Origin of the sequence: Streptomyces sp. NPDC005955, assembly GCF_042871255.1 — a bacterium.
Classification (GTDB): Bacteria; Actinomycetota; Actinomycetes; order Streptomycetales; family Streptomycetaceae; genus Streptomyces.
Window position 1 is genome coordinate 120,618 of sequence record NZ_JBIAIF010000004.1, and the last position, 20,414, is coordinate 141,031.

19 protein-coding genes are annotated in these 20,414 nt (G+C 74.6%); 7 read left to right on the forward strand and 12 right to left on the reverse strand.

What is annotated here, in order from left to right; genetic code table 11:
• The first annotated feature begins 33 nt into the window (after positions 1-33).
• Positions 34-699, forward strand: a complete 666-nt coding sequence (locus ACFYOU_RS12275; protein ID WP_391305132.1) for a methyltransferase domain-containing protein — start codon at positions 34-36, stop codon at positions 697-699.
• A 70-nt stretch (positions 700-769) separates the two neighbouring features.
• Here the strand turns inward: ACFYOU_RS12275 and ACFYOU_RS12280 are convergent, their stop codons facing one another.
• The 8 genes from ACFYOU_RS12280 to ACFYOU_RS12315 form a co-directional block, all read right to left on the reverse strand.
• Positions 770-1,432, reverse strand: a complete 663-nt coding sequence (locus tag ACFYOU_RS12280; RefSeq protein ID WP_391305134.1) for a 1-acyl-sn-glycerol-3-phosphate acyltransferase — start codon at positions 1,430-1,432, stop codon at positions 770-772.
• Between the two features lie 103 nt (positions 1,433-1,535).
• Positions 1,536-3,482, reverse strand: a complete 1,947-nt coding sequence (locus ACFYOU_RS12285; protein WP_391305136.1) for a hypothetical protein — start codon at positions 3,480-3,482, stop codon at positions 1,536-1,538.
• A 364-nt stretch (positions 3,483-3,846) separates the two neighbouring features.
• Positions 3,847-4,464, reverse strand: a complete 618-nt coding sequence (locus ACFYOU_RS12290) for a TetR family transcriptional regulator (RefSeq protein WP_391305137.1) — start codon at positions 4,462-4,464, stop codon at positions 3,847-3,849.
• Complete coding sequence (locus ACFYOU_RS12295) at positions 4,461-5,564, reverse strand: saccharopine dehydrogenase (protein ID WP_391305139.1); 1,104 nt, start codon at positions 5,562-5,564, stop codon at positions 4,461-4,463. Before ACFYOU_RS12295 ends, ACFYOU_RS12290 begins: the two co-directional genes overlap by 4 nt.
• 136 nt (positions 5,565-5,700) lie before the next feature.
• A complete protein-coding gene (locus ACFYOU_RS12300) occupies positions 5,701-5,934 on the reverse strand; it encodes a hypothetical protein (RefSeq protein ID WP_391305140.1) in 234 nt (77 codons plus the stop codon).
• A gap of 227 nt (positions 5,935-6,161) precedes the next feature.
• Positions 6,162-7,229 (reverse strand): Clp protease N-terminal domain-containing protein, encoded by a 1,068-nt coding sequence (locus tag ACFYOU_RS12305; RefSeq protein WP_391305142.1) that lies wholly within the window; start codon positions 7,227-7,229, stop codon positions 6,162-6,164.
• A gap of 265 nt (positions 7,230-7,494) precedes the next feature.
• Positions 7,495-8,160: a response regulator gene (locus tag ACFYOU_RS12310; RefSeq protein ID WP_391305143.1), complete on the reverse strand. Its 666-nt coding sequence runs from the start codon at positions 8,158-8,160 to the stop codon at positions 7,495-7,497.
• A 41-nt stretch (positions 8,161-8,201) separates the two neighbouring features.
• Positions 8,202-9,992 carry a histidine kinase gene (locus ACFYOU_RS12315; RefSeq protein ID WP_391305144.1) on the reverse strand — a complete coding sequence of 597 codons (1,791 nt, stop codon included), beginning with the start codon at positions 9,990-9,992 and terminating at the stop codon, positions 8,202-8,204.
• 134 nt (positions 9,993-10,126) lie between these two features.
• Here ACFYOU_RS12315 and ACFYOU_RS12320 point away from each other — a divergent pair, with 134 nt between their 5' ends.
• From ACFYOU_RS12320 to ACFYOU_RS12330, 3 genes are all read left to right on the forward strand, one after another.
• Complete coding sequence (locus tag ACFYOU_RS12320) at positions 10,127-10,735, forward strand: hypothetical protein (RefSeq protein ID WP_391305145.1); 609 nt, start codon at positions 10,127-10,129, stop codon at positions 10,733-10,735.
• Positions 10,736-10,835: 100 nt separating this feature from the next.
• Entirely contained in the window at positions 10,836-11,393 is a 558-nt protein-coding gene (locus ACFYOU_RS12325; RefSeq protein WP_389771325.1) for an RNA polymerase sigma factor, read from the forward strand.
• On the forward strand, positions 11,390-12,610 hold the full coding sequence (locus ACFYOU_RS12330; protein WP_391305148.1) for a CU044_5270 family protein: 1,221 nt from the start codon (positions 11,390-11,392) through the stop codon (positions 12,608-12,610). Before ACFYOU_RS12325 ends, ACFYOU_RS12330 begins: the two co-directional genes overlap by 4 nt.
• 45 nt (positions 12,611-12,655) lie before the next feature.
• On the opposite strand, the gene ACFYOU_RS12335 is transcribed toward ACFYOU_RS12330, so the two are convergent.
• From ACFYOU_RS12335 to ACFYOU_RS12345, 3 genes are read right to left on the reverse strand one after another with little or no spacing between them, the layout of a single operon-like run.
• Complete coding sequence (locus tag ACFYOU_RS12335; protein ID WP_391305150.1) at positions 12,656-12,913, reverse strand: hypothetical protein; 258 nt, start codon at positions 12,911-12,913, stop codon at positions 12,656-12,658.
• Between the two features lie 13 nt (positions 12,914-12,926).
• A complete protein-coding gene (locus ACFYOU_RS12340) occupies positions 12,927-13,178 on the reverse strand; it encodes a hypothetical protein (protein ID WP_391305151.1) in 252 nt (83 codons plus the stop codon).
• 59 nt (positions 13,179-13,237) lie between these two features.
• Positions 13,238-16,516: a ferritin-like domain-containing protein gene (locus ACFYOU_RS12345; RefSeq protein ID WP_391305153.1), complete on the reverse strand. Its 3,279-nt coding sequence runs from the start codon at positions 16,514-16,516 to the stop codon at positions 13,238-13,240.
• Positions 16,517-16,948: 432 nt separating this feature from the next.
• Between ACFYOU_RS12345 and ACFYOU_RS12350 the strand changes: the two genes are divergently transcribed.
• The 3 genes from ACFYOU_RS12350 to ACFYOU_RS12360 all read left to right on the forward strand — a co-directional run bounded on the left by ACFYOU_RS12350 (position 16,949) and on the right by ACFYOU_RS12360 (position 20,099).
• On the forward strand, positions 16,949-17,833 hold the full coding sequence (locus ACFYOU_RS12350; protein WP_391305155.1) for an NAD(P)-binding domain-containing protein: 885 nt from the start codon (positions 16,949-16,951) through the stop codon (positions 17,831-17,833).
• Positions 17,830-19,413, forward strand: coding sequence for an FAD-dependent monooxygenase (locus ACFYOU_RS12355; protein WP_391305156.1), 1,584 nt, complete (start codon positions 17,830-17,832; stop codon positions 19,411-19,413). The genes ACFYOU_RS12350 and ACFYOU_RS12355 overlap by 4 nt, the downstream gene beginning before the upstream one ends.
• A 101-nt stretch (positions 19,414-19,514) precedes the next feature.
• The gene (locus ACFYOU_RS12360; protein ID WP_391305158.1) at positions 19,515-20,099 is read left to right on the forward strand and encodes a hypothetical protein; all 585 of its coding nucleotides are present in this window, start codon (positions 19,515-19,517) and stop codon (positions 20,097-20,099) included.
• Between the two features lie 81 nt (positions 20,100-20,180).
• On the opposite strand, the gene ACFYOU_RS12365 is transcribed toward ACFYOU_RS12360, so the two are convergent.
• On the reverse strand, positions 20,181-20,312 hold the full coding sequence (locus tag ACFYOU_RS12365; RefSeq protein ID WP_391305160.1) for a hypothetical protein: 132 nt from the start codon (positions 20,310-20,312) through the stop codon (positions 20,181-20,183).
• Between the last annotated feature and the right edge of the window lie 102 nt (positions 20,313-20,414).

Consider the following 20,414-nt stretch of genomic DNA (forward strand, 5'->3'; position numbering starts at 1 on the left):
ACCGACGACGGGGCGCAATGGTGGACTGGGGGCATGATGCGCCTGCTCGCGAACGTCCTGACCGCCCTCGACCGGTTCCACGCCGCGCGCCCCTGGGACCACAACGCCCACTACCACCCGTGGATCCTGCGTCAACTGCCCGCCCGCTACGGGTCCGCCCTGGACCTCGGCGCCGGCAGCGGCGACCTGGCCCGGCTGTTGGCGTCGCGGGCGCGGTCCGTGCTGGGGGTCGACGCCGACCCGGCCATCGTGGAACAGGCCCGGCAGCTCACCGCGCCGGACTCCCGCGTGACCTTCACCGCCGGGGACGCCATGGTGGAGCCGGCCGCCGGCCCGTTCGACGTGATCACCTGTGTCGCGGTGATCCACCACCTGCCGTTCGGCGACGCCCTCGCGCGGTTGCGCGGGCTGCTGGCGCCGGGCGGAACGCTGGTCGTGGTGGGGCTCGCCCGACCGCACTCCCCCGTCGACCACCTGCTCGGGGCCGCCGCCACTGCGGCGAACGTGGTGATGGCCCTGCTCAAGAACCGGGGCCGCCGGGTGGACCGACCCGTGGCGATGACCGCGGGCACGCGGCCCGCGTCGATGACGTTCGACGAGATCGCCCGGCACGCCCGTCGTGAGCTGACCGGCGCCCGGCTGCGCCGTCGCCTGTTCTGGCGCTACACCTTGGTCTGGCGCGACCGCCCCGAACGCTGAAGCCTCGCCCGCGCCCCGACCGCACCGCGCCGCGCGTCGACACGGGCCGCCCGACGGACGGCGACCGGGATCAGACGGCGACCGGGGACGGTTCGCCGATGCGCGCCGCCGCGGTGCGCCAGGCCGCCGTGACGGCCCGGTGGGCGTGCTCGGTGGCCGTCACCCGGTCGTCCGCCAGGCTCAGCGGCGCACCGAGGTGGACGTGCAGGGCCGGGCGGCGGACCGGCGCAGTGAGCAGGCCCGCGATCTGTTTCACCGGGCCGCCCGACACCAGCCGGCGGGCCCCGGCCTGGCCCAGCGGCACGACGGGCGCCCCGGTGCTGCGGGCGAGCCGCCACAGCCCGCTGCGGAACGGGCCGGGCCCGACCTCCCCGGGGTCCCGCCGCACCGGAAGGCCGCCCTCCGGGTAGATCAGCACCAGTCGGCCGTCGGCGAGGGCCGCCGCGGCCCCGTCGAGCGCCTGGGCGGCCCGGGGGCCGCCCCGGTGCACGGGGACGAAGCCCTCCCGGGTCAGGGCCGCGCCCAGCACCGGTATCCGCCACAGACCGGCGGTGGCGAGGACCGCGGGCCGGACACCTAGGCGGTGCAGGGCCGCGAGGACGACGGCCGGGTCGCTCAGCGAGGTGTGGTTGGCGACGATGATGCTGCCCGGTCGCAACACGGCGTCCGGGTCCGCGGTGACCGTCAGACGGGCGAAGGCCGGGACGGCGACGGCGGCGATGTGGCTGAGCATGAACGGGTCCCTCCCCTGGTGCGTGGGCCACATCATCGCCGGGCGCCGGGCCGGCCCACGTGAGTAGCGGTACTCAGATCCGCCCCCTCCCCCGCCCCCGGGGTCACAGCATCAGGACGGCGGCTCCCCACAACACGGCCAGCGTCACGACGACGGGCCCCAGCGGCATGCCCTGTTCCCGGGCGTCGGCGACCTCCGTGGGCCGCAGCTCCGGGTGGTCGAGGAGGGCCCGCAGCGAGTCGGCCGCCCTCCTCGCGGCCGAGGGGCCGCCGCGCCGGCCCTGGAGCATCCCGAGGCCCACCGGGGACAGCTCGATCTCGGAGCCCCCCTTCGACTCGACGGTCAGGGCGTCGGCGCGCTGGTGCACGTCGGTGACCTCCGTCCACGGCAGGTGTCGCACCCGCCAGGGCCCGCAGACCCAGACGCCGTCCCGGTCGGCGGTGACGCGCCAGTTGAGCGCGGTGGACACCGAGTGGACGAGCCAGGGCACACCGAGCAACAGGAAGATCCACTGCCAGGAGAAGCCGCCGTCGAGGAGGGCCCACATGCCGCCGCCCTGGAAGACGAGCAGGAACAGCCCGAGGCCGCGCGAGCCCCGGTCGGCGGACCAGGTGAGGGGCTGCGACCCGGGCGCGAGGGAGAGTGCGGCCACGGCACGGGACCGGGCCGCGGGGTCCGCGCTGCTGCGACGGGCCTTGCCGGCACCGGGACCCCGGCCCCGGGGCGGCGGGAAGAGTCCGGGAACCGCCGGTTTGACGGGCGTCACGCTGCGCTCCGCCTCCACTTCCCCGTCGTCCCCGTCACAGGGCGCCAGGAAGGCGATCTCGCCGCCCGCGTAGGGGGCGCCGTAGAGCACGGCTTCGCGCAGTGCGGACGGCGGGCAGACGCCGCGGAAGGCCGCGACCATCTCCTTCGTCTGTTCCTCCCACTTCTGCCGCGCAGCGGCTTCCTCCTCCTCGGTCAGGTGGAGGTGTTCGCCGTCCGGCGCCCCGTGCTCGTCGGGATCGTCGTCCGAGTCGGAGGTGAACAGGGAGGTGAAGCTCAGGACCGGCTGTGCGGCCGTCAGGTCGTCGGCGGCGTAGACCCAGGTGCGCCCGTCCTCGTCGCCCTCGCGCACGAGGACCCTGAGGACCGGGAGCCGTGTGGTGTCGAGGCGGCGCTGGCGCCGGTGGCCGGCCATCCCGTTGGCGAGGAACGCGCTTCCCAGGACGGCGGTGACCAGGAGCAGCACCTCCCAGCCGAAGACGTCGTACGGTTCGGCCACCAGGCGGGTCCAGTCGCCGTCGACCGCCAGGACGACGGTGCTGCCGACGGGGTAGTCCTCGGGGAAGACCGTGTCGACGGTACGGGTGGCCCCGTCGGGGAGGGTCACGGTCAGCTCGGAGACGTCCTCGTCGGCGACGTCGGCCCGGGTGACCTCCGCGGCCACCCGGGTGGCGTTCGCGGCCCGGTCCTCGTACGCGCCGACGACCTGTTCGGCGCTCCAGAACGCGAACCCGGCGACGGCGAGCAGGACGGAGGCGAGCGCGAAGGAGAACCTGCCCCTCCGGAAGTCCCCGGCCTCGGGGGGCAGGGGGTGCCGCAGGTATCCGGCGGCTTCCTCCGCGAGGGTCCGCTGGCGACGGGCGGCGGCGAGCCGGTGGACGAGGCCGGTGACCGCGAAGGCGGCGGCCGCGAGCAGGAACAGGTCTTCGGGGCCCTCCACGAGCGCCGTGAACCCGGTGTCGGCGACGGCTCCGGCCACGGTCAGCAGGAGACCCGGGACGGCGAGCCGGGGCTGACGCCAGATCCAGTACAGCGTCAGCAGTCCGAGGACGGCGAGCGCCACGGACGTCCAGGACGTGCCGCACGGCTGGTCCGCGGTGCACACCTCGTCCGGGGCGGCGGCGATCGACCAGACGATGCCCGCGACGAGCGCGGCCACGGCCCACAGCGGATGCGACCAGCGGGCGGGGACGGCGGCCGACCAGCGCGCGGTGTCGGCCGTGTGCCAGCTGCGGGCACCCTCCGGTACGCGGTCCGGCGGCAGGAGAAGGGGAAGATCGCTCACGTCCGCATTATCGTGCGCCGTCCCTTCGGTCCCGGCAGCGGCCCTCGTCCACGGCCGTGCGGAGCGCCGGAGCCGGTGGCACGCCCCGGCCCGCCGGAGCGCGTGACGCACTCCGGCGGGCGCAGGCGTCGCCGTTGGCTCCGGAACCCGCCCGGTGGTGCGCGATCGTCCGGGCCGCGGGGCCCGCGACGCACTGCCTCAGCCGACGGCGGCTCTCGGTGGAAGGTCGGTGACGGCGGGTCGCGGGGCGAGTGCCCCGTGACGACACCGCAGGCCATGCCGTGCGGGCCGTGCGCACCACCTGCGGAGAACCTGACATCGCAGGTGGGACGGGAGAACGCAGCCGCGCCGGGCGCTCGGGTCGTCAGCCCTCGCCGGCCGTGAGCAGGGCGACGGCCGTGCTGACGAGGCGGTCGTCCGTCTGCGGGGTCCGGTGGGCGGCCACTCCCGAGCGGAACAGGGCCGCACCCTCGATGAGCATCACGAAGACCTCGGCGCGGGCCCGGCACTCCGCTTCGGCCAGGGCCGGGTGGCGACGCCGCAGGTGGGCGGCGACCTGGTCGCGGTAGGCGGTGTAGAACGCCCGGACGGCGTCGGCGACGGTGGTGTCGACGGCCGCCAGGGCCCAGAGTTCGGTGAACAGCCGGACCAGGGCGGGGTCGTCCTGGTCCGCCAGCAGGGCCCGGACCAGGCTCGCCGGTTCCGGCCCGGCCGGGTCCGGCGACCCGTCCAACAGGGGCCCCAGCCGCTCCAGGGAACGGCCGAGGACCCGGTCGAGGACGGCGGCCACCAGGTCGGAGCGGGTGGGGAAGTAGTACTGGAGGTGTCCGAGCCGGACCCCGGCCCCGGTGGCGACGGCCCGCACGGAGAGTTCCGCGTAACCGGAGGCGAGCAGGACCCGCTCGGCCGCGTCGAGGAGTTCGTTGCGCCTGCGTGCGCCCTTGCCGGTGTTGGTGGGGCGCGGGGCCGGGCCGTCCGTCATGCCGCTCGTTCCTCTCCCGCGCCCGCCGCGGTGGTCGTCTCCAGACGGACACCGTACTCGGCGAGCCGTTCGGCCAGGGAGTGCGGGAGCGGGGTCTGTTCGGGGAAGGTGACCCCGGCCCGGGCGGGGGCGCCGTCGGTGCCGAGGACCCGGGCGAGCCCCAGGGCACCGCCGACGGCCGTGAGGTGGGCCTGGCCCGCGGGGTCGGTCACCGTCGCGGTCAGGGTGCGGCCCCCGTGGGCGACCTGGACGCTGAAGGCCGCGGTGCCGCCGTCGCCGGGCGCGTAGAGCAGGGAGCGGCGCACGGCGGTGAAGCGTTCGCCGCGCCCCCAGCGGAAGAAGCCGAGCCGCTTCGCGGCGAGCAGCGCGGAGGTGGAAGCGGCGGAGCTGAAGCCGATGCGGGTGACCGCGGTGGTCGTGCCGAGCGTCAACGGCAGGGTGAACTGTTCGGGGGTGTCGATCCGGGCGACCCGCAGGACGTCCGCGCCCACCCGGGCGGTGCGGGTGTCGGCCAGCGGCATCACGGTGCGGCGGCGCCCGTCCTCGACCACCTCGAAGTCGAGTCCGAGCCGGTCCATGAACGCGACCGAGTCGACGCCGGCCCGGTCCTGCTGGTCCCAGCGGATGGCCACCTCCACGGTGTCGGCGCCGCCGAGGGACCCGGCGAGGTCGGCGACCGCGAGGCTGGTGACCCCGCCCATCCACGCCGAGGACAGGAGCACCGGCGAGGTGGGCCCCAGCAGCGCGGCGACGGTGGCCGCCCGTTGGACCCGAGCGGTCCAACGGGCGAGGTCCACGTAGGGCACGCCCGCGCGGACGGCGGCCCGCAGCACGCGGTCGTCGGGGTCGTTGACGACCGTGACCACCGCCCGGACGCGGGCGGTGAGGGGCTGCGGTGCGGTGAGGTCCCAGCGGACGAGTCGGGCGCCGGTCTCCCGGGCCAGTTCCTCCCCGCGCGTCACGGTCCGCCCGGCCAGCAGCAGGGGCCAGCGGGCTGCCGTCATGCGGGCCAGCTCCGCGCCGACGGTGCCGTAGCCGCCGACGAGGAGGACCGGGCCCTCGGGGTCATGGGTCAGTTCGTCCTGGGGTCGCTCGTTCATGGAACCCACTATAGGTCACATGACCTAAAACCTTCGGGTGACCGGCTCCGCCACCCGACCGGGGCGAACGCACGGCGCGGGGCCGCCCTCCGATCGACTTCGGAGAACGACCCCGCGCAAGGGCTACCCGCGAGGGTCAGATGCGCACCCACAGCACGTAGACGTCGGGCCTGGTCGGGAACTGCTTGCACTGGTACAGCAGGCCCCACAGGTTCTTGCCCGCCTTCCCCGCCTCATCGCACTCCGCGTACGAGGAGTGGTGGCTGCGCGGCTGGAAGAAGGGGTCCGCGGAGGCGGGCGGCGCCGTGGCGAACAGCAGCCCCGCAGCGGCGACAGCGGCTCCGGCGAGCACACTCAGACGTCTCAGCATTAACACAACTCCCTTGTCTCACAACAGAAGTGATGTGCCATCAGAGACCACGGGAGAAGCCCCACCCCCTGCTTCCCCCGGCGGCCAGGGAGCAACGTAGCCCCACCCCCGACACCGCACAAGAGGTCTGGACCAGCAGGGTTTTACCAGGTGGGCGAGCGACCCGGCCGAGCGAACGTCCCGTTCCGGTCCGACCGGACCCGGGCGGGGCCGCCGGCACGTGCTGGTTACACGGACAGCCCCAGGGTCAGCAGGAGCCGGCGGGCCCGGTTCTCCCCCCGCAGCAAGGCCTCGGCGAGGGGGCCGGTGCCGTCCCCGGGGGCGAGCGCGTCGGCGTAGGTGTCGACGTCCCGGTCGTCCGTGCCGAGTTCATGGCCGTACTGCTCGACCCCACGACGCACCATGAGGTAATCGGCGCCCAGCGCGTGCAGTCGGGCGCCACCGGCGAACCGGTCGGCCGGCGCGGTCGGGGCGCCGGAGGCCGGACGCCCGGGCCCGGCGAGTGCGAGGTGCGGATAGCGCTGCGCCACCTCGTAGGTGGCGAGGACGGCCAGCAGCAGGTGCTCGGTGCCCACCGCACCGCCCGACGAACGGGCCAGGCGCGCGGCGTCGATCCTGGTCCAACTGATCGGCGCCTCGGCGAGGTTGGCCCCCTTGGCGAGGCGCAGCAGCAGGCGCCGCCACAGGGAGTTGGCGTCCGGGGAGCAGCGGCCGAGAAGGGTGTCGCGGGTGGGCCACAGATGGTGGTGGAGCCCGTCGTCGGCCGGCGCGGTGTCCCGTTCGTCGAGCCGGCGGATGACGTCGTCGACGGTGGCGCCGCAGGTCGTGAGCATTTCCGTGGCACGGTTGCCCCGGTCGGTGAGGACCCCGCGCAACAGGTGTTCCTGGGAGTACTCGTCGGCGCCCTCGTCACGGGCCAGGTCCATCGCGTGGGTGAAGGCGCGGGCGGCGGCGCCCGACAGTCTGCGGCGCCGGTCCCCGTCGGAGCCGAGCAGGTCCACCGAACCCACGGCGTGTTCGACGTCGTCCGTGCTCGTCCAGACGGCGGCGCCGTCGTGGTGGTCGCGCAGGACGGCCATCGTGGCGGTGACGGTGACGCCGGCGAGGGAGAGGGCCTTGTGGGTCGCGCCCCGGCCCGTGGCCAGGGCGGCCAGCAGGTTCTCCGTCCCGATGACGTCCGCGCCCTCGGCGCCGTCCGGCAGCGATCCCCACGCGGCCCCCAGCACTCCGGCGACCCGCCAGTTCGCCCCCGTCTGCGTCTGCGTCTGCGGCTTCGTTCCTTCGTCACTGGTCATGGGGCGATCCTGCCGATCGCAGGGGTGCCGGCGCGTCCTCCGTTCGTCGTTGTCCGGCGCGACGTTCCGCTCGCCCGGGCCGGCGCCGCGGCCCGGTGCACGGCGGTGGCGCCGGGCTGCGGACGCGGAACCGCACCGCACCGCACCGCACCGCACCGCACCGCACCGCACCGCACCGCACCGCACCGCACCGCACCGCACCGGCCGACGAAAGTCGACGGGCACCGCACCGAAGGTCGACGGCCCGGCGGCAGGGGTCGGGAGTTCAGGTGCCGAGACCGGCGTCCCGGGCGAGGAGCGCCGCCTGCACCCGGTTGTCGCACTCCAACTTGGCGAGGATACGGCTCACATAGGTCTTCACGGTGGCCTCGCTCATGTGGAGGCGGCGCCCGGTGTCGGCGTTGGAGAGCCCCTCCCCGAGCAGTGCGAGGACGTCCCGCTCCCGGTCGCTGAGCTGGGCGACCCGTGCGCGTGCCGCGCCGCCGCGGGCCGCCGTCCGGTCCGAGGCGAGTTGGTCGACCACGTGCCGGGTGGCCGCCGGGGACAGGTAGGCATCGCCGGCCGCCGCCGCCCGTACCGCGCCGATCAGTTCGGCGGGGGCGGTGTCCTTGAGCAGGAAGCCGGCGCCGCCGGACTCCAGGGCGCGCAGCACGTTGTCGCGTTCCCCGAAGGTGGTCAGGATGATCGCCCGTACCGCCGGCGCGGCCCTGCGGAGTTCACCGAGGGCGGCGAGTCCGTCCATGACCGGCATCTGGATGTCGAGGAGCACCACGTCCGGGGCGTGGGACAGGGCCAGGGCCACGGCCTCACGGCCGTTCGCCGCCTCCGCCACCACCTCGATCTCCGGGTCGGAGGTGAGGATCAGCCGGATGCCCGCCCTGATGAGCGGCTCGTCGTCCGCGATGACGACCCTGACCCCTGGCCCCGCCATGTACCCACTCCACCCTGCCGACACCCCGGTTCCGGGCTCGGCTACAACGTGACCTCGAACGACTTCTTCTCGATCAGTCTGCCGTCTTTGAAGCAGAACCGGAAAACCGCCTCGGTGTTCCAGCTGCTGCTCGTTTCCGATGACACGAGGGTGAGGCAGGTGGCCCCCGCGGGTTCGGCGGGCGCCTCCTTCTTGCCGTCCAGGCCCGTGTGGAGGAATCCGTCCCCACGGGGAAGCCGGTCGCGCACGGTGTGCTCCGACGTCCCGATCCGCATCGCCTCGTAGGTCGACCGGTCGACCATCTCCTCGGTGGCCGACCGGAAGAGGAGGATTCCCCCCACGACGACCACGGCCAACCCGGCGACCACGACGGCGACGGAGATGCCGCAGCCCAGCCCGAACCCGCTGACCCGGCGCACCGGCTGCGGCGACCAGCCCCCGGGGGCACCCGCCGGGGGCCCGCCGCCGCCCGGCCACGGCGCGGCCGGGCGACCGGACGGCGGGCCGAAGGGTCCCGCTGCGGGGCCCTGGACACCGGGGGGCGGAGGGCCGCCGAGGGGGACGCCGGTCGGCGCGGGGGCCGGTCCACCGGTCTCCGCGGTGCCGTAGGGCAAGACCCCGGCGACCCGGAACCCCCCGGCGTCGGCGGGGCCGGCGTGCACGATGCCGCCGACCAGCCGGGCCCGCTCCCGCAGCCCGGTCAGGCCCTGTCCACCGCTGACGACCTCGTCGGCGGGCTGCTGGGCGGCGCGGTCGCTGACGACCTCGACGACCAGGGAGTCCGGTTCGTAGCGCAGTGCCACGTCGATCGTGGCGCCCGGCGCGTGCTTGAACGCGTTGGTGAGGGCCTCCTGCACGATGCGGTAGGCGGCGTGCCCGACGGCGGCGGCCACCGGTCGCTCCTCGCCGGCCCGCCTCAACCGGACGGTGCTGCCGGCCCGCTGGGCGTCCGCCACCAGGGCGTCCAGGCCGGCGATCCCGCGGGCCGCGGGCCCCGCTCCGTCCACCGGGGGGCCCGCGATGCCGTCCCGCAGGATGCCCACGACCTCGCGCAGCTCGTGCATCGCGGTCACGGATGCGTTGCGCAGCACGCCGACCGCCTCCCGCTGGCGCGGGGTGAGACCGGGGTCGACCTCCAGGGCTCCGGTGTGCACGGAGATCAGCGCCAGTTGGTGACCGAGGCTGTCGTGCATGTCCTGGGCGATGCGTTGGCGTTCGAGCAGCCGTGCCTGGCCGGCGATCATCTCGCGTTCCCACAGGAGCTGCGCATTGCGGTCGTGGAGGGCGTGCAGCAGGGTGCGGCGCTGGCTCCAGTAACGTCCGGCGAGCCCGGGGACGACGACCGTCGCGACGTAGGCGAGGGTGCCCAGCATCAGGAGCGCGACGGGGGACCGCAAGGACCACAGGCCCAGGTCGGCGATCCCGACGGCGATGTAGAGCACGTACGAGAGTCCGAACGCGGCCAGGGCGCGACCCGCGACGGCGATGCGCCGCCCCGCCGACCAGGCGATGAACGACTCCATGACCGCGAATCCGCCGAAGAGCGCGCCCAACACGCCCATGACGACCAGCACGGTGGCGGGCAACCGCCGCCTGAGCAGCCACAGCACGAAGGCACCGGCCGCGGTCGCGGCCATGGAGAGCGCACTGGCGTCGAGCAGTTCCTCGGTGCCGGCGGCGAGCAGGGCCATCGCCAGGGCGACGAGGAGTTCCCTGGCCGGTCCCCGCCCGGCCACCGGCAGGGCGCCCGGCGCCGTCAGTCCGGGTTCGGGCGCGGTCAGCCAGCCCCGCACGGCGCGGGCCAGGGGCCGGGTCCTTCGTACGACGTTCACGACAGCACCCTAGGCGGGCGCGTGCGACGGTCACCGCCCACTTTCGTCCCCGTCCGCTTCGACGAACGTCTCGTCGTGGTGAGAATGACCCGCGCGGTCCGCCCGGCCGCGTCCATCACCAGGAGGAGGTCCGCGTGCTGTTCACGAAGCAGACGTTGGAGGGCATCCGGGACGGCAGCGTCACCCTCGCCTTCCGCAGGTGGAAACGGGTGGCCGTGCGGCCCGGCACCCGGCTGCGCACGGCCGTCGGCCTGGTCGAGATCGGGGAGGTCACGCCCATCACGGACGCGGAGGTCACCGCGGACGACGTCCGGCGGGCCGGCCACCGCTCGACGGAGGCGTTCTGGGCGCAGCTCGCCCGCCACCCCGGGGGCGCGCTGCACCGGATCGGGCTCCGGTACGCCGGTGCCGACCCCCGGGTGGCCCTGCGTGAACGCGCCGACCTCACGGACGACGAGCTCGACGCGGTACGGGACCGGTTGGCGCGCATCGACACCGCCGCCCGACGGGGGCCGTGGACGGGTGACGTCCTCCGGTTGGTCCGGGACGAGCCGGGCACCCCCGCCGCGGTGCTCGCCGAGCGGCTGGGGCGCGACCGGCCCGCGTTCAAACGGGACGTGCGCACGCTGAAGGAGCTGGGCCTCACGGAGAGCCTGGACGTCGGCTACCGGCTGTCGGCCCGCGGTGAGGCCGTGACCGAGGCCCTCCGCCCGACCGACGCAGACGGAACCGGTACGGGGTGACGCAGGTCACGGCCGGGGGTCCGGCGATCGGCGGTAACGATCGGCCCGCCCGCACCACTTCCCGGTGTGAGAGAGACCCGGAGGGACGGAGGTGCGGGCGGTGGCCGATGATGCGGACCGCTTCACCGCAATGTACGACGCCTGTCGCGGGCGGGTGTGGGCCTATGTCGTGACCAGGGCGGGCCGACAGATCGCGGACGAGGTGGTGAGCGAGACCTTCACGATCGCCTGGCGGCGCTGGGAGGACGTACCGCCCGATCCGCTGCCGTGGCTGTTGGGGGTGGCGCGCAACGTCCTGCGCGACACCGTGCGCGCAGAGGTCCGGCGGGCCTCGTTGGCGGCCGAGCTCCAGGACTGGGCGGCACGCTCCGGCCAGCAGGGCACGGGCGACATCGCCGAGGACGTGGCGGACCGCAGCGCCTTGCTGGCCGCCCTGGCCGCCCTGGCGGACGAGGACCGCGAAGTCCTGGTGCTCGCGGCGTGGCAGGGCCTGACGCCCGCGCAGGCCGCACGGGTGGTCGGTTGTTCCGCGGCGGCGATGCGGGTGCGGCTGCACCGGGCGCGCCGACGTCTGACCCGGGCGGTCGGGACCACGACGGTCACCTCGCCCTCCCCCGCCCTGACGGGCCGGTTCGTACGAGAGGAAGCCAGCGGATGAGGCAGCGCGAGCAGAAGGTGATGGCCAGGCTGACGGCGGCCCGGCCAGCGGAGTTGGCGGGCGACGCCGCCCCCGAGCCGGGGGTGCGCCGACGGGAGTTGGACCGGGCCCTGCGCCGGACGTCCGACCACCGGGGCGTCGAGGTGACGTCGAACGCGCCGCGCCGGGGGCGGCGTGGCTGGGCGGCCGGGCTGGTGTCCGCGGCCGTGGCGACGGCGGTCGCCGTGGCGGTGCTCCCGTCCGACGGCTCCGGTGCCGGCACGGGCTCGCAGGCGCGGCCCGGTGCGGGCCGCGGGGCCGCGGACGGCGCACCGGCCGGCAACGACGTGCTGCTGGCCGCGGCGACGGCGTGGGAACGCACCGGCGGCCAGCAGCGGGGCGCCTACTGGTTCCAGGAGGAGTCGCGGGGGGAGCTGCACCGGGTGACCGGGGCGGGTGACACCGCCTACGTCGTGGACGAGCGGACCACCACCCGCCGTTGGGTGGCCCGCACGACGGAGGACCACTGGTCGGAGCAGACGGACCTGGGCACCCGGCCCGCCACGGCGAAGGACACGCGGGCGTGGCGGGCGGCGGGCTCACCGCGGACCTGGAAGGTCCCGGGCGGCGGTGCGCTGCGCCACCGCGCGGGCGGCCTCCTACAACGTGACGCCCCGGGCGACGGCTGGGACGTGGAGCCGGTCGGCGCGCTGGGCCCCGACGACCTGCGGGACCTCCCCACCCAGACGGCTGCGTTGCGCGAGCGGGTGCGGGAGGCGACGAAGCAGAAGTACCGCACGCCCGACGACGTGGCGTCGTCGATCGTGACGACGACGCTGGTGAACCTGGCGGTCCACCTGCCGAGCGGCACGGAGCTGCGGGCCGCCGCGTACCGGGCGTTGGCCGAGACCCCCGGCGTCCGGTCCCTCGGGGCGGTGGAGGACCGCTCGGGTCGTCCGGGGCGGGGGGTGGCCGTGCCCGAGCCCGGCGGCGCGACCGAACTCCGGATCGTGTTCGACGCGAAGACCGGTGCGCCGCTGGGCACGCTGACGGTGGCCGCCCGGGCCCACGACGGCTGGGCGAAGGGTGCGGTGGTGCGGTACACGACGTCCGTCGCACAGCGCTGGACGGACACGGCGCCGCCGTTCGACGAGGACTGGATCGACCGGGCCCCCTCCCCGACCGGGGGCCCGGGCCGGCCCGAGGTCACGGCGCCGGCTGCGTCGCCGGTCGGCTGACCCCGCAGTCCACCGGGGTGACCCCCGCTGACGGCCACGGTGCCGTCAGCGGCCCGCCCCCGCCCGGTGGGTCCCCGCGACCACCGCGGGCGGGGTCGGGGTGGGGTCGCTGACGTCCCCGTGCACGGGCCGCCAGTCGGCGAAGGTCGCGTCCGGGCTCGGGCACTGCGGGTCCTGCCAGATGAGGCAGCCGTACACGATGCCGGGCTCGTCGCGGCCCGTCAGATCGGCCGGGCCCTCGACGAGCGTGCGGTGGACGGCTTCCAGACAGGCGGCGATCGACGGCTGGATCGGCTCCTCCATGAAGAACCCCTCGTCACTCTGCCACCTGCCGGGACCGGCAGCCGACAGGTACAGACCGGTGTCGGTCGGCCAGTGACCAGAGGGTGACCGGCTCGGGCGGGAATCCGTACCCGCAGCGTCGTCCGAGGTGGTCCTCCGCCTCCTCGATCTCGGCTTCGGTGGCCGGGGGCAGGATCGAGGCGTAGGAGGTGGGGGCGTGCCGCCGCAGCCATGCGGTCAGTCGTTGCCAGGCGGTGGCCGTCCGCTGCGTCTGCCCGGTCCTCATGGTCGGACCCTACGGGGCGGGACCGTCGGTGCGGCCCCCTGCGCCCCGTCGACCAGGGCTCAGCCGGTGCCGAGGCGACGGAAGAAGTCCGCGTAGAACTCCATGAGTTCGGCGACCTTGTCGGGAACGGGCGGGCAACTGCGGGCCGCGGCGGCCAGGTGCGCGAACCGGAGGGCGAGCGCCCGGTGGGCGACGTCGGGACGCGGTGGAGCGACCGGTGGGGCGTCGAGTTCGAAGGTGGGGCCGGCGGTTCTGCCGTGCCGGCCGGAGTCGAGGGTGACGAGGAGTTCACCGAGGGGACGCATCATCCCGGTCATGACGTCGATCGAGGCGTTCATCAGCTTGGAGCGCCGCAGGCTGGCGTCGGGGCTCTGGGCGAAGTGCTGGGCCATCAGCTGGAGCGCGAGGTGGTAGGAACGGTTGAACAGGGTCGCGACGGACCGCGCGGTGGGGTCGGTGATCTCGGTGCGGATGCCGTCGCCGGGGCGCAGGCTCGGGTTGCGCAGCACGGGATGGGCGGGGTTCCAGGGAACCGGCCTTCCGAGGGGGCCGGGGACGCGTTCCGAGGTCAGGGCGTCCTCGATGCGGAGGAACGCCTCGAAGTGGGAGGGCTCTTCGGATCCCTGGGCGGCGGACGCCCGGCCGTCGTCGACGGCGCCCTCGCCCTGCTCGGTGATGATGTCGATCGCGAAGAGGGCGCTGCTGAGGTCGTCGACTTCCAACTGGTAGTCGGGGTGGACGGTGTTGACGGACTCCCTCAGGAACAGGTGGTGTTCACCGCCGCCGCGTCCCCGGTCGACCAGGAAGGCGTCCGGGACGCGGGTGAGTCCCTCGCGGATGCCCGCGTACAGTTCGCTGATCGAGCCCCAGGTGAACCGGTCGGGGGGAATCGCCGCGGCGGCGGGCGTGACCCGTGGGGTGAGTGCCGAGGGCTGTTCGATGGCGATGAAGCGCTGCACGCTGCCGAGGTTCAGGGGCTCCAGGGCGAAGTCGAGCCGGATCGGGAGCTCGGCGCTGATGGTGGTGAAGTCGATGACGGGGACCTGGAAGGGTTCGCCGATCGCCATGATGACGTTGTTCACCAGCAGGAAGTGGATCATTTCCTCGCGGGCGACGTTGAGCAGCGTGCCGCGGACCCCGTCGTGCAGTCCTTCTCCCCCGGAGCCGCAGGCCAGGGCGAGTTGCCGTTCGGTCCAGTCGCCGCGGCGGACGAGGGCGAGGCCCGCGCCGTGGGTGGGGACCGAGTAGGCGGCGTACAGGTACTGGAGCATGACGGAGAGTTCCAACGCGGCGGCCTGGGTGAGCGCGGTCCGCAGGGCGCTGCGGGTGGTGATGGCCGGTTCGGTGGGCAGGGGTGCGGGGGCGGTGAGCGGGGGCGTGACGCGGGCCTGCTGGTTGCGCAGGAAGGCGAGGAACAGTCGGGCCTTCGGGTCGGAGAGGTCGCGGGTGGGGGGCATGTAGTACGTCTTGGAGCGGTTGGCGGGGTCGCACATCTGCCAGGCGAGCTGGGCGTACGTCTCGACCTTGCAGCGGTCGCTGAGGGAGAACACCTCGGTGCGCATGAAGGAGGACACGTGCTCGTAGAGGGCCAGCACTTCCCGGTGGAGCAACGCGAAGTCGACCTGCTCACGGGGGATCTCGTCGAGGTGCCAGTCGTCGGGGAGCACCCGCACGGCGAGGTGGTCGGCGCCGGCCCAGTACTCCAGGGCGTCCTCGTCGTCGTAGGCGGCCCAGGCGGATCCGGGCGCCGTGGGATCGGTGGGCGGTGCGTCCTCGGGTCGGGTGGTGAGCAGGACGCGGCAGGTGCCGGCGTGCTCGCCGCGCAGGGTGAGGTGCCCTCGTCCGTCGGGGCCCGTGGTGACGGTGCACCCGGGGCCGTAGTCGTCGGTGCCCCGGGTGCCGAGGAGCACGGCGTCGCCGCAGCGCGCCCGGGGCGATCCGGCCACGGGATCGCCGGGCAGGGCACGGGGGTTGTGGTACTGGCGGACGTGGACGGTGGCGCCGGCGGGCCGTCCGCGGTGGTAGGTGCGCAGCGGGACGACCACCTGGTGGTCGCGGTGCCGGGCGCGGTCCCGGTGGTGCAGCACCAGGAGGGGGTCGTCGGCGTGGACGGTGGTCTCCCGCTCGACGAGCAGGACCTCGGTGCCCCGCTCGGTGACGCGGACCAGGTGGAGCGCCTCGTCCTCGGCCGCGGGCCAGTCGGGGGCGGCGGGCACGGAGACGATGCCGTGGGTGGTGTCCCTGAGATAGGTGGCGGCGGGGAACCGGGCGACGAGCCGTCCGGTGACCGCGGTGCGCAGTTCGAGGTCGCCGAGGTCGACCGGGGGCCCGGGGCGCCGGGGACCGTCCCGGTGTTCGGTGCGCGAGGCGAGGGGTACGGCGGTGACCAGGTTGAGTGCGGCGCGGCCGCGGGCCACCTCGGCCGCGAGGTGCCGTAGCGGTCCGGCGGGCACGGGGACGAGTTGTCGTCCTGCGGGGTGCGTCCGGGGTTCGTGGGCGTACCGGGGGGCGATCGTGCCCCGCACCCGCCAGGTGGGGAAGGTGCCGGGCGAACGGGGCGGGAGCGCGCAGTCGAGGGCGAGTTGGACGACGAGACCGTCGGCGTCCCCCAGCGCGCCGCGCAGCGCGGCGACCGCCGGCGAGGCGTCCGCGCCGGGGAGCCAGTCGAGCGCGTCGCACGCCACGGCGAACTGGTGCACGGCGCTGTAGCGGAGCTCCGGGGCGAGGTGCGCGAGCAGGTCCTCGCCCACGTCCCGGACGCGTTGGAAGCCCACCCAGCGCGGCGGCGCGTACCCGTCGACCCCGCCCGTCAGCAGGTAGCCGTCGTCGTGCGACCGGCCCTGGCGGCCGACGCCGAAGCGACCGACCATGAGGGCCGCCGTCCACCGGGAGGCGGGGTCGAGGTCGAAGATCCGCGCCCGGTTGACGGTGGTCTGGAGGTACGGGTTGTAGTGGCCCCACACGTCGACGTGGGTGCCCACGACGGGGTCGTCCCGCTCGACGGCGGGTCCGGTTCCCGGGGGGCCCGGGTCGCGCGGGGCCGTCTCGACGCCGACGACCCGGGCGTCCATCCAGAAGTGGCCGTTGCCGCCGAAGTCCCAGCCTTCGGCGGCGCTGAACCCGCCGTCCGGGTCCGGGCGTCCGGCGGCGGTGTGGCGGGGGCCGCGCCGGCGCAGGAAGTCCCGGTACTCGGTGGTCGGGCGGTCCGGGGGGACGGGGCCGTCGTCGTCGTGGACGCGGTGGGTCGCGAGGTCCACCAGGCCGCAGCGCAGTCCGGTCGGCAGCCGCGTCGTGGCGGTGCCCGCGAAGTGGAGTCGGGGGAGGTCGAAGACGCTCATCCGGTGGCCTCCGACCTGCGCGGACCGGGACGCGGTCCGCTGAGCTGGCGCACGTCGTGGTGGACGGGAGCGGGCCGCGGGGCACGGGGGAACGGCACGCGCACGGAACTCCCGCGGGGGGCCGTGGAGTAGGGATGTCCGGGCGTCAACGCCCCTGTGCCGAGCCCAAGATCGTCAGTCACGTCCGGAGCCTGCCCGCGGTTCGTCAGCAAGCATCATAAATACTTCTTTCGAGCTATAAGACGGTTGCCGGGGCACGACGGAGCCGGCCGTCCCGTTACGTTCAGTAGCGATTCATGCACGCCGGCCCGGTACGCCGCGGCCGGTTGAGGCGTGTCCGGCTGAGGCGCTTCCGGCTGAGCTGCGGCTGGGTGCGACGCGGTGGGAAGGCCCCGCGGTGAGGACTGCGGTGAAGACTGAGGAGGCGAAGCGATGCGGGCGAAGGTGACGGTCCTCGGGCTGGGACCGATGGGGGTGGCGTTGGCGGGCGCGTTCCTGGCGGCCGGTCATCCGACGACGGTGTGGAACCGCTCTCCGGGGCGGGGCGCGGCCCTGGTCGAGGACGGTGCGCGGGAGGAGCCCACGGCGGCGGCGGCCGTCATGGCGAGTCCGGTCGTGGTGGTGTGCTTGGCCTCGTACGACGCCGTCGAGGAGGTGCTGACCCCGCTGGTGCCGCAGTTGCGCGGGAGGACGGTGGTCAATCTGAGTTCCGGTTCCCCGGTGCAGGCCCGCGAGGTGGCGGCGCTGGTGGAGCGGTCGGCCGCCGACTACCTCGACGGGGTGATCCTCACGACCCCGGCGGGCGTGGGCGTCTCCACCTCGATGCTGTTGTACGGCGGCCCCGCCGACTCCTTCGCCGCGCACCGCGAGACGGTCTCCGCGCTGGGCGACCCCCTGCACGTGGGCACCGATCCCGCACTGCCCTCCGTGTACGACACCGCCCTGCTGAGCCAGCTCTGGGGCACCCTGACGGGCTGGTTGCACGCGGTGGCGCTGATCGGTGCGGACGGCCCCGGCGGCGGGGTCAGCGCACAGGCGTACACCGAGATCGCGGACCGTTGGACGGGGTCGGTCCGGGCGTTCATGAACGCGTACGCCCCGCACATCGACGCCGGGCGCTATCCGGGGGAGGAGTTCGACCTCAACCTCCATCTGCGCACCATGGAAGTCCTGTCCCACGCCAGCGAGTTGCGCGGGGTCAGATCGGGTCTGCCCGAAGTCTTCGAGGGGCTGGCACGGCGTGCGGTCGAGGCCGGACACGGCGGCGACAGCTACGCCCGTCTGGTCGAGTTCATCCGCGCGGGCAGCCCGGTGTGAGCAGCACCCGGGACGTGGTGGTGATCGGGGCCGGGCCGACCGGCCTGGCCCTGGCGATCGCGCTGCGCATGTACGGCCTGGACGTCCTCGTCGTGGAGAAGAGCGCCGACACCAAACACGAGCCCCGGGCCAGCGTCATCTGGCAGCGGGCCCAGGAGACCCTGCGGGACCTCGGCTGCGCGGAGGCGATCGTGGCCCGTGGACTGCGCCTGCGCCAGGGGGAGTTCCGGGTGCGGGGGCGCGTCGCCGGGATCCAGGAGATGGAGATGGAGCACACCGGCTTCCCGGGGCCCCTGGCCATCGAGCAGGACGCCGTCGAAGCGCTGATGCGGGACCGTCTCCTGGAGTTGGGGACGGAGGTGAGGTGGTCCACCGAGGGCATCGGTGTCCAGGTGGGCGCCGAGGGCGCGCAGGTCGACCTGCGGGGCCCCGACGGCCGGGTCGGCACGGTCGGCGCGCACTGGGTGGTGAGCTGTGAGGGTTCGCGGAGCCTGGTCCGCAGGACGCTCGGCATCCCCTTCGACGGCGAGCGCCGCGCCGACTTGCAGTGCGTACAGCTCAACGCCCGTCCCCGGTGGGGCCAGCCGTACCGGACGGACGTGACGCAGATCTTCATCAACCACCGGGTCACCCTGGTCGCGGGGCCGGTCCCCGGCGGCGCGACCAGGTTCTACGCGTTCCTCCCCGATCCCGATCCCGACCGGTGGGAGCCGCCGAGCGTTCCGGAGATGGAGGCCGTCGTGGCGGCGGCGACGGGAGAACCGGTGGTCGGGCTGGAGCCGTCGGAACCGCGGTGGGCCAATCGTGCACGGTTCCACGACCGGATCGCCGGGCGGCTGCGTGAGGGCCGGGCCCTGTTGGTCGGGGACAGCGCCCATGTGTGGGCGCCGATCGGCGGCCGGGGCCTCAACACCGGTCTGCTGGGTGCCCACAACCTCGGTTGGAAGCTCGCCGCCGTCCACTACGGCTGGGCCCCGGACGGACTGCTCGACACCTATGACGACGAACAGCGGCGCACGGCCCGCTCGGTGATGCGTGCCATGCGCCGCAATGTCGTGGAGCTGCCGCCGAACCGTGCCACCTTCACCGCGATCCGGTGGTTGCTGCCCCTGATGATGAGCAGTGACCGGATCGTGCGGCGCGGGGCCGACCGGCTCAGCGACTTCGCCCGCGACCACCGGGCCAGTGGGCTGTCCGCGGGCCGCCGGGGCTTCGGGGGCGGCCCGGGTCCCGGGGACCGGCTCCCCGATCTGCCGGTGACCACCGGCGAGGGCGACCGTCGACTGCACGACCTGTTGTCGTACCGCCGGTGGACGCTGCTACGGATCGGCGCGGACGGCGGAGCCGCCGCGGGTGCCGCGGCCCTGCGCGCGCTCACCCGGCGGTACGCCCTACCGCTGGCGCACCTGACGGTCCGACCGGCGGCCGAGCAGCGGCGGGCGCTGCCGGACGGCACGCTGCTGCTGGTGCGGCCCGACGGTCATGTCGGGCTGCGCACCGGGGTGGGCGACCTGAAGGCCGTGGCGGCCTATCTGGAGCGCTGGTCGTGCCCCCGGGACACCTCGGGCGAGGAGACGTGACCCGGTAGCTCCGCAGACTGATGCCTGCCCCTCCTCCCGGCGGAGGTGACTACCGCTCCGGCATGACGACCGGGCGCCGCGGGTCCGGCGAGGCTGGTGCCATGACAGCGCTCACCGGCTCCCACCCGACCACCACCGCCCACGGCACCCGACGCCCGGTCCCCCCGTGGGCCTCCGCCCTCGCCCATGCGATCCCCTTGCTCCTGCTCCCCCAGTGCCTGTGGCGGCTGCCGTTCGCCTTCGGTTTCGAGATGGGGCTGGACGGCGAAGGATCGATGCCGTCGTCCTGGTGGGTGTCCGTCCCCTACGTCTTCGGGCTGAGCTTGATCACGGAGGCGCTGGCGCTGCTGTCCTTCGCACTGGTACGGGGTTGGGGGGAGGTCGCGCCCGCCTGGCTGCCGTTCGTCGGAGGGAAGCGGATCCCTCCCCTCGCGGTGATCGTCCCCGCCGCCCTCGGCGGTCTGGCCACGACGGCCTTCTGGGGGTACGGGCTGCTGGGCTGGTTCGGCTTCGGCGAGGTCGCCGGCTTCACCAGTGGCGGCTGGCAGGTACTGGCCCGCCTCTGCATCGCCCCCGGGATGCTGTGGGGTCCGCTCCTCCTGGCACTGACCTACGCCTACGCCGCGCGCCGCTGCCGCCCCGCCGCGCACCGGGCGCGGGAGGGCGGCGGTTCCGTGGCCGCCTGAGCGCCGCGCCACCAGGTCCGGACGGCCAGCCGTCCGGACCTCGTCGCGCTCGCCCCGGGGCCCGGCGGCGGGGGTCCGGGCCTACTCGGCGGCCTTGATCACCTCGACCTTCTTGTCCCCCGCGCTCGCGTGCGCGCTCGCGGCGGCACCGGCGACGAGGAGCGCCGCGGCGAGGGCGGCGGAGACGATGGTCACGGCTCGTGCGAAGGTCATGCTTCCCCCTGTGGGCATGGTGCCGGTCACTTGTCGGAAGGGTGCCATCGGCACGGGCGCGGAACAAGACCGGCGGTGACGGTCCGCTCCGGGCCCCGGGCG

Bases quoted from the DNA above. Each gene is read 5' to 3' on its own strand.
- ACFYOU_RS12305 (WP_391305142.1), bottom strand. From the start codon at position 7,229: ATGACCAGTGACGAAGGAACGAAGCCGCAGACGCAGACGCAGACGGGG.
- ACFYOU_RS12340 (WP_391305151.1), bottom strand. From the start codon at position 13,178: ATGAGGACCGGGCAGACGCAGCGGACGGCCACCGCCTGGCAACGACTG.
- ACFYOU_RS12280 (WP_391305134.1), bottom strand. From the start codon at position 1,432: ATGCTCAGCCACATCGCCGCCGTCGCCGTCCCGGCCTTCGCCCGTCTG.
- ACFYOU_RS12300 (WP_391305140.1), bottom strand. From the start codon at position 5,934: ATGCTGAGACGTCTGAGTGTGCTCGCCGGAGCCGCTGTCGCCGCTGCG.
- ACFYOU_RS12275 (WP_391305132.1), top strand. From the start codon at position 34: ATGATGCGCCTGCTCGCGAACGTCCTGACCGCCCTCGACCGGTTCCAC.
- ACFYOU_RS12310 (WP_391305143.1), bottom strand. From the start codon at position 8,160: ATGGCGGGGCCAGGGGTCAGGGTCGTCATCGCGGACGACGAGCCGCTC.
- ACFYOU_RS12295 (WP_391305139.1), bottom strand. From the start codon at position 5,564: ATGAACGAGCGACCCCAGGACGAACTGACCCATGACCCCGAGGGCCCG.
- ACFYOU_RS12360 (WP_391305158.1), top strand. From the start codon at position 19,515: ATGACAGCGCTCACCGGCTCCCACCCGACCACCACCGCCCACGGCACC.
- ACFYOU_RS12350 (WP_391305155.1), top strand. From the start codon at position 16,949: ATGCGGGCGAAGGTGACGGTCCTCGGGCTGGGACCGATGGGGGTGGCG.
- ACFYOU_RS12365 (WP_391305160.1), bottom strand. From the start codon at position 20,312: ATGACCTTCGCACGAGCCGTGACCATCGTCTCCGCCGCCCTCGCCGCG.
- ACFYOU_RS12335 (WP_391305150.1), bottom strand. From the start codon at position 12,913: ATGGAGGAGCCGATCCAGCCGTCGATCGCCGCCTGTCTGGAAGCCGTC.
- ACFYOU_RS12345 (WP_391305153.1), bottom strand. From the start codon at position 16,516: ATGAGCGTCTTCGACCTCCCCCGACTCCACTTCGCGGGCACCGCCACG.
- ACFYOU_RS12290 (WP_391305137.1), bottom strand. From the start codon at position 4,464: ATGACGGACGGCCCGGCCCCGCGCCCCACCAACACCGGCAAGGGCGCA.
- ACFYOU_RS12330 (WP_391305148.1), top strand. From the start codon at position 11,390: ATGAGGCAGCGCGAGCAGAAGGTGATGGCCAGGCTGACGGCGGCCCGG.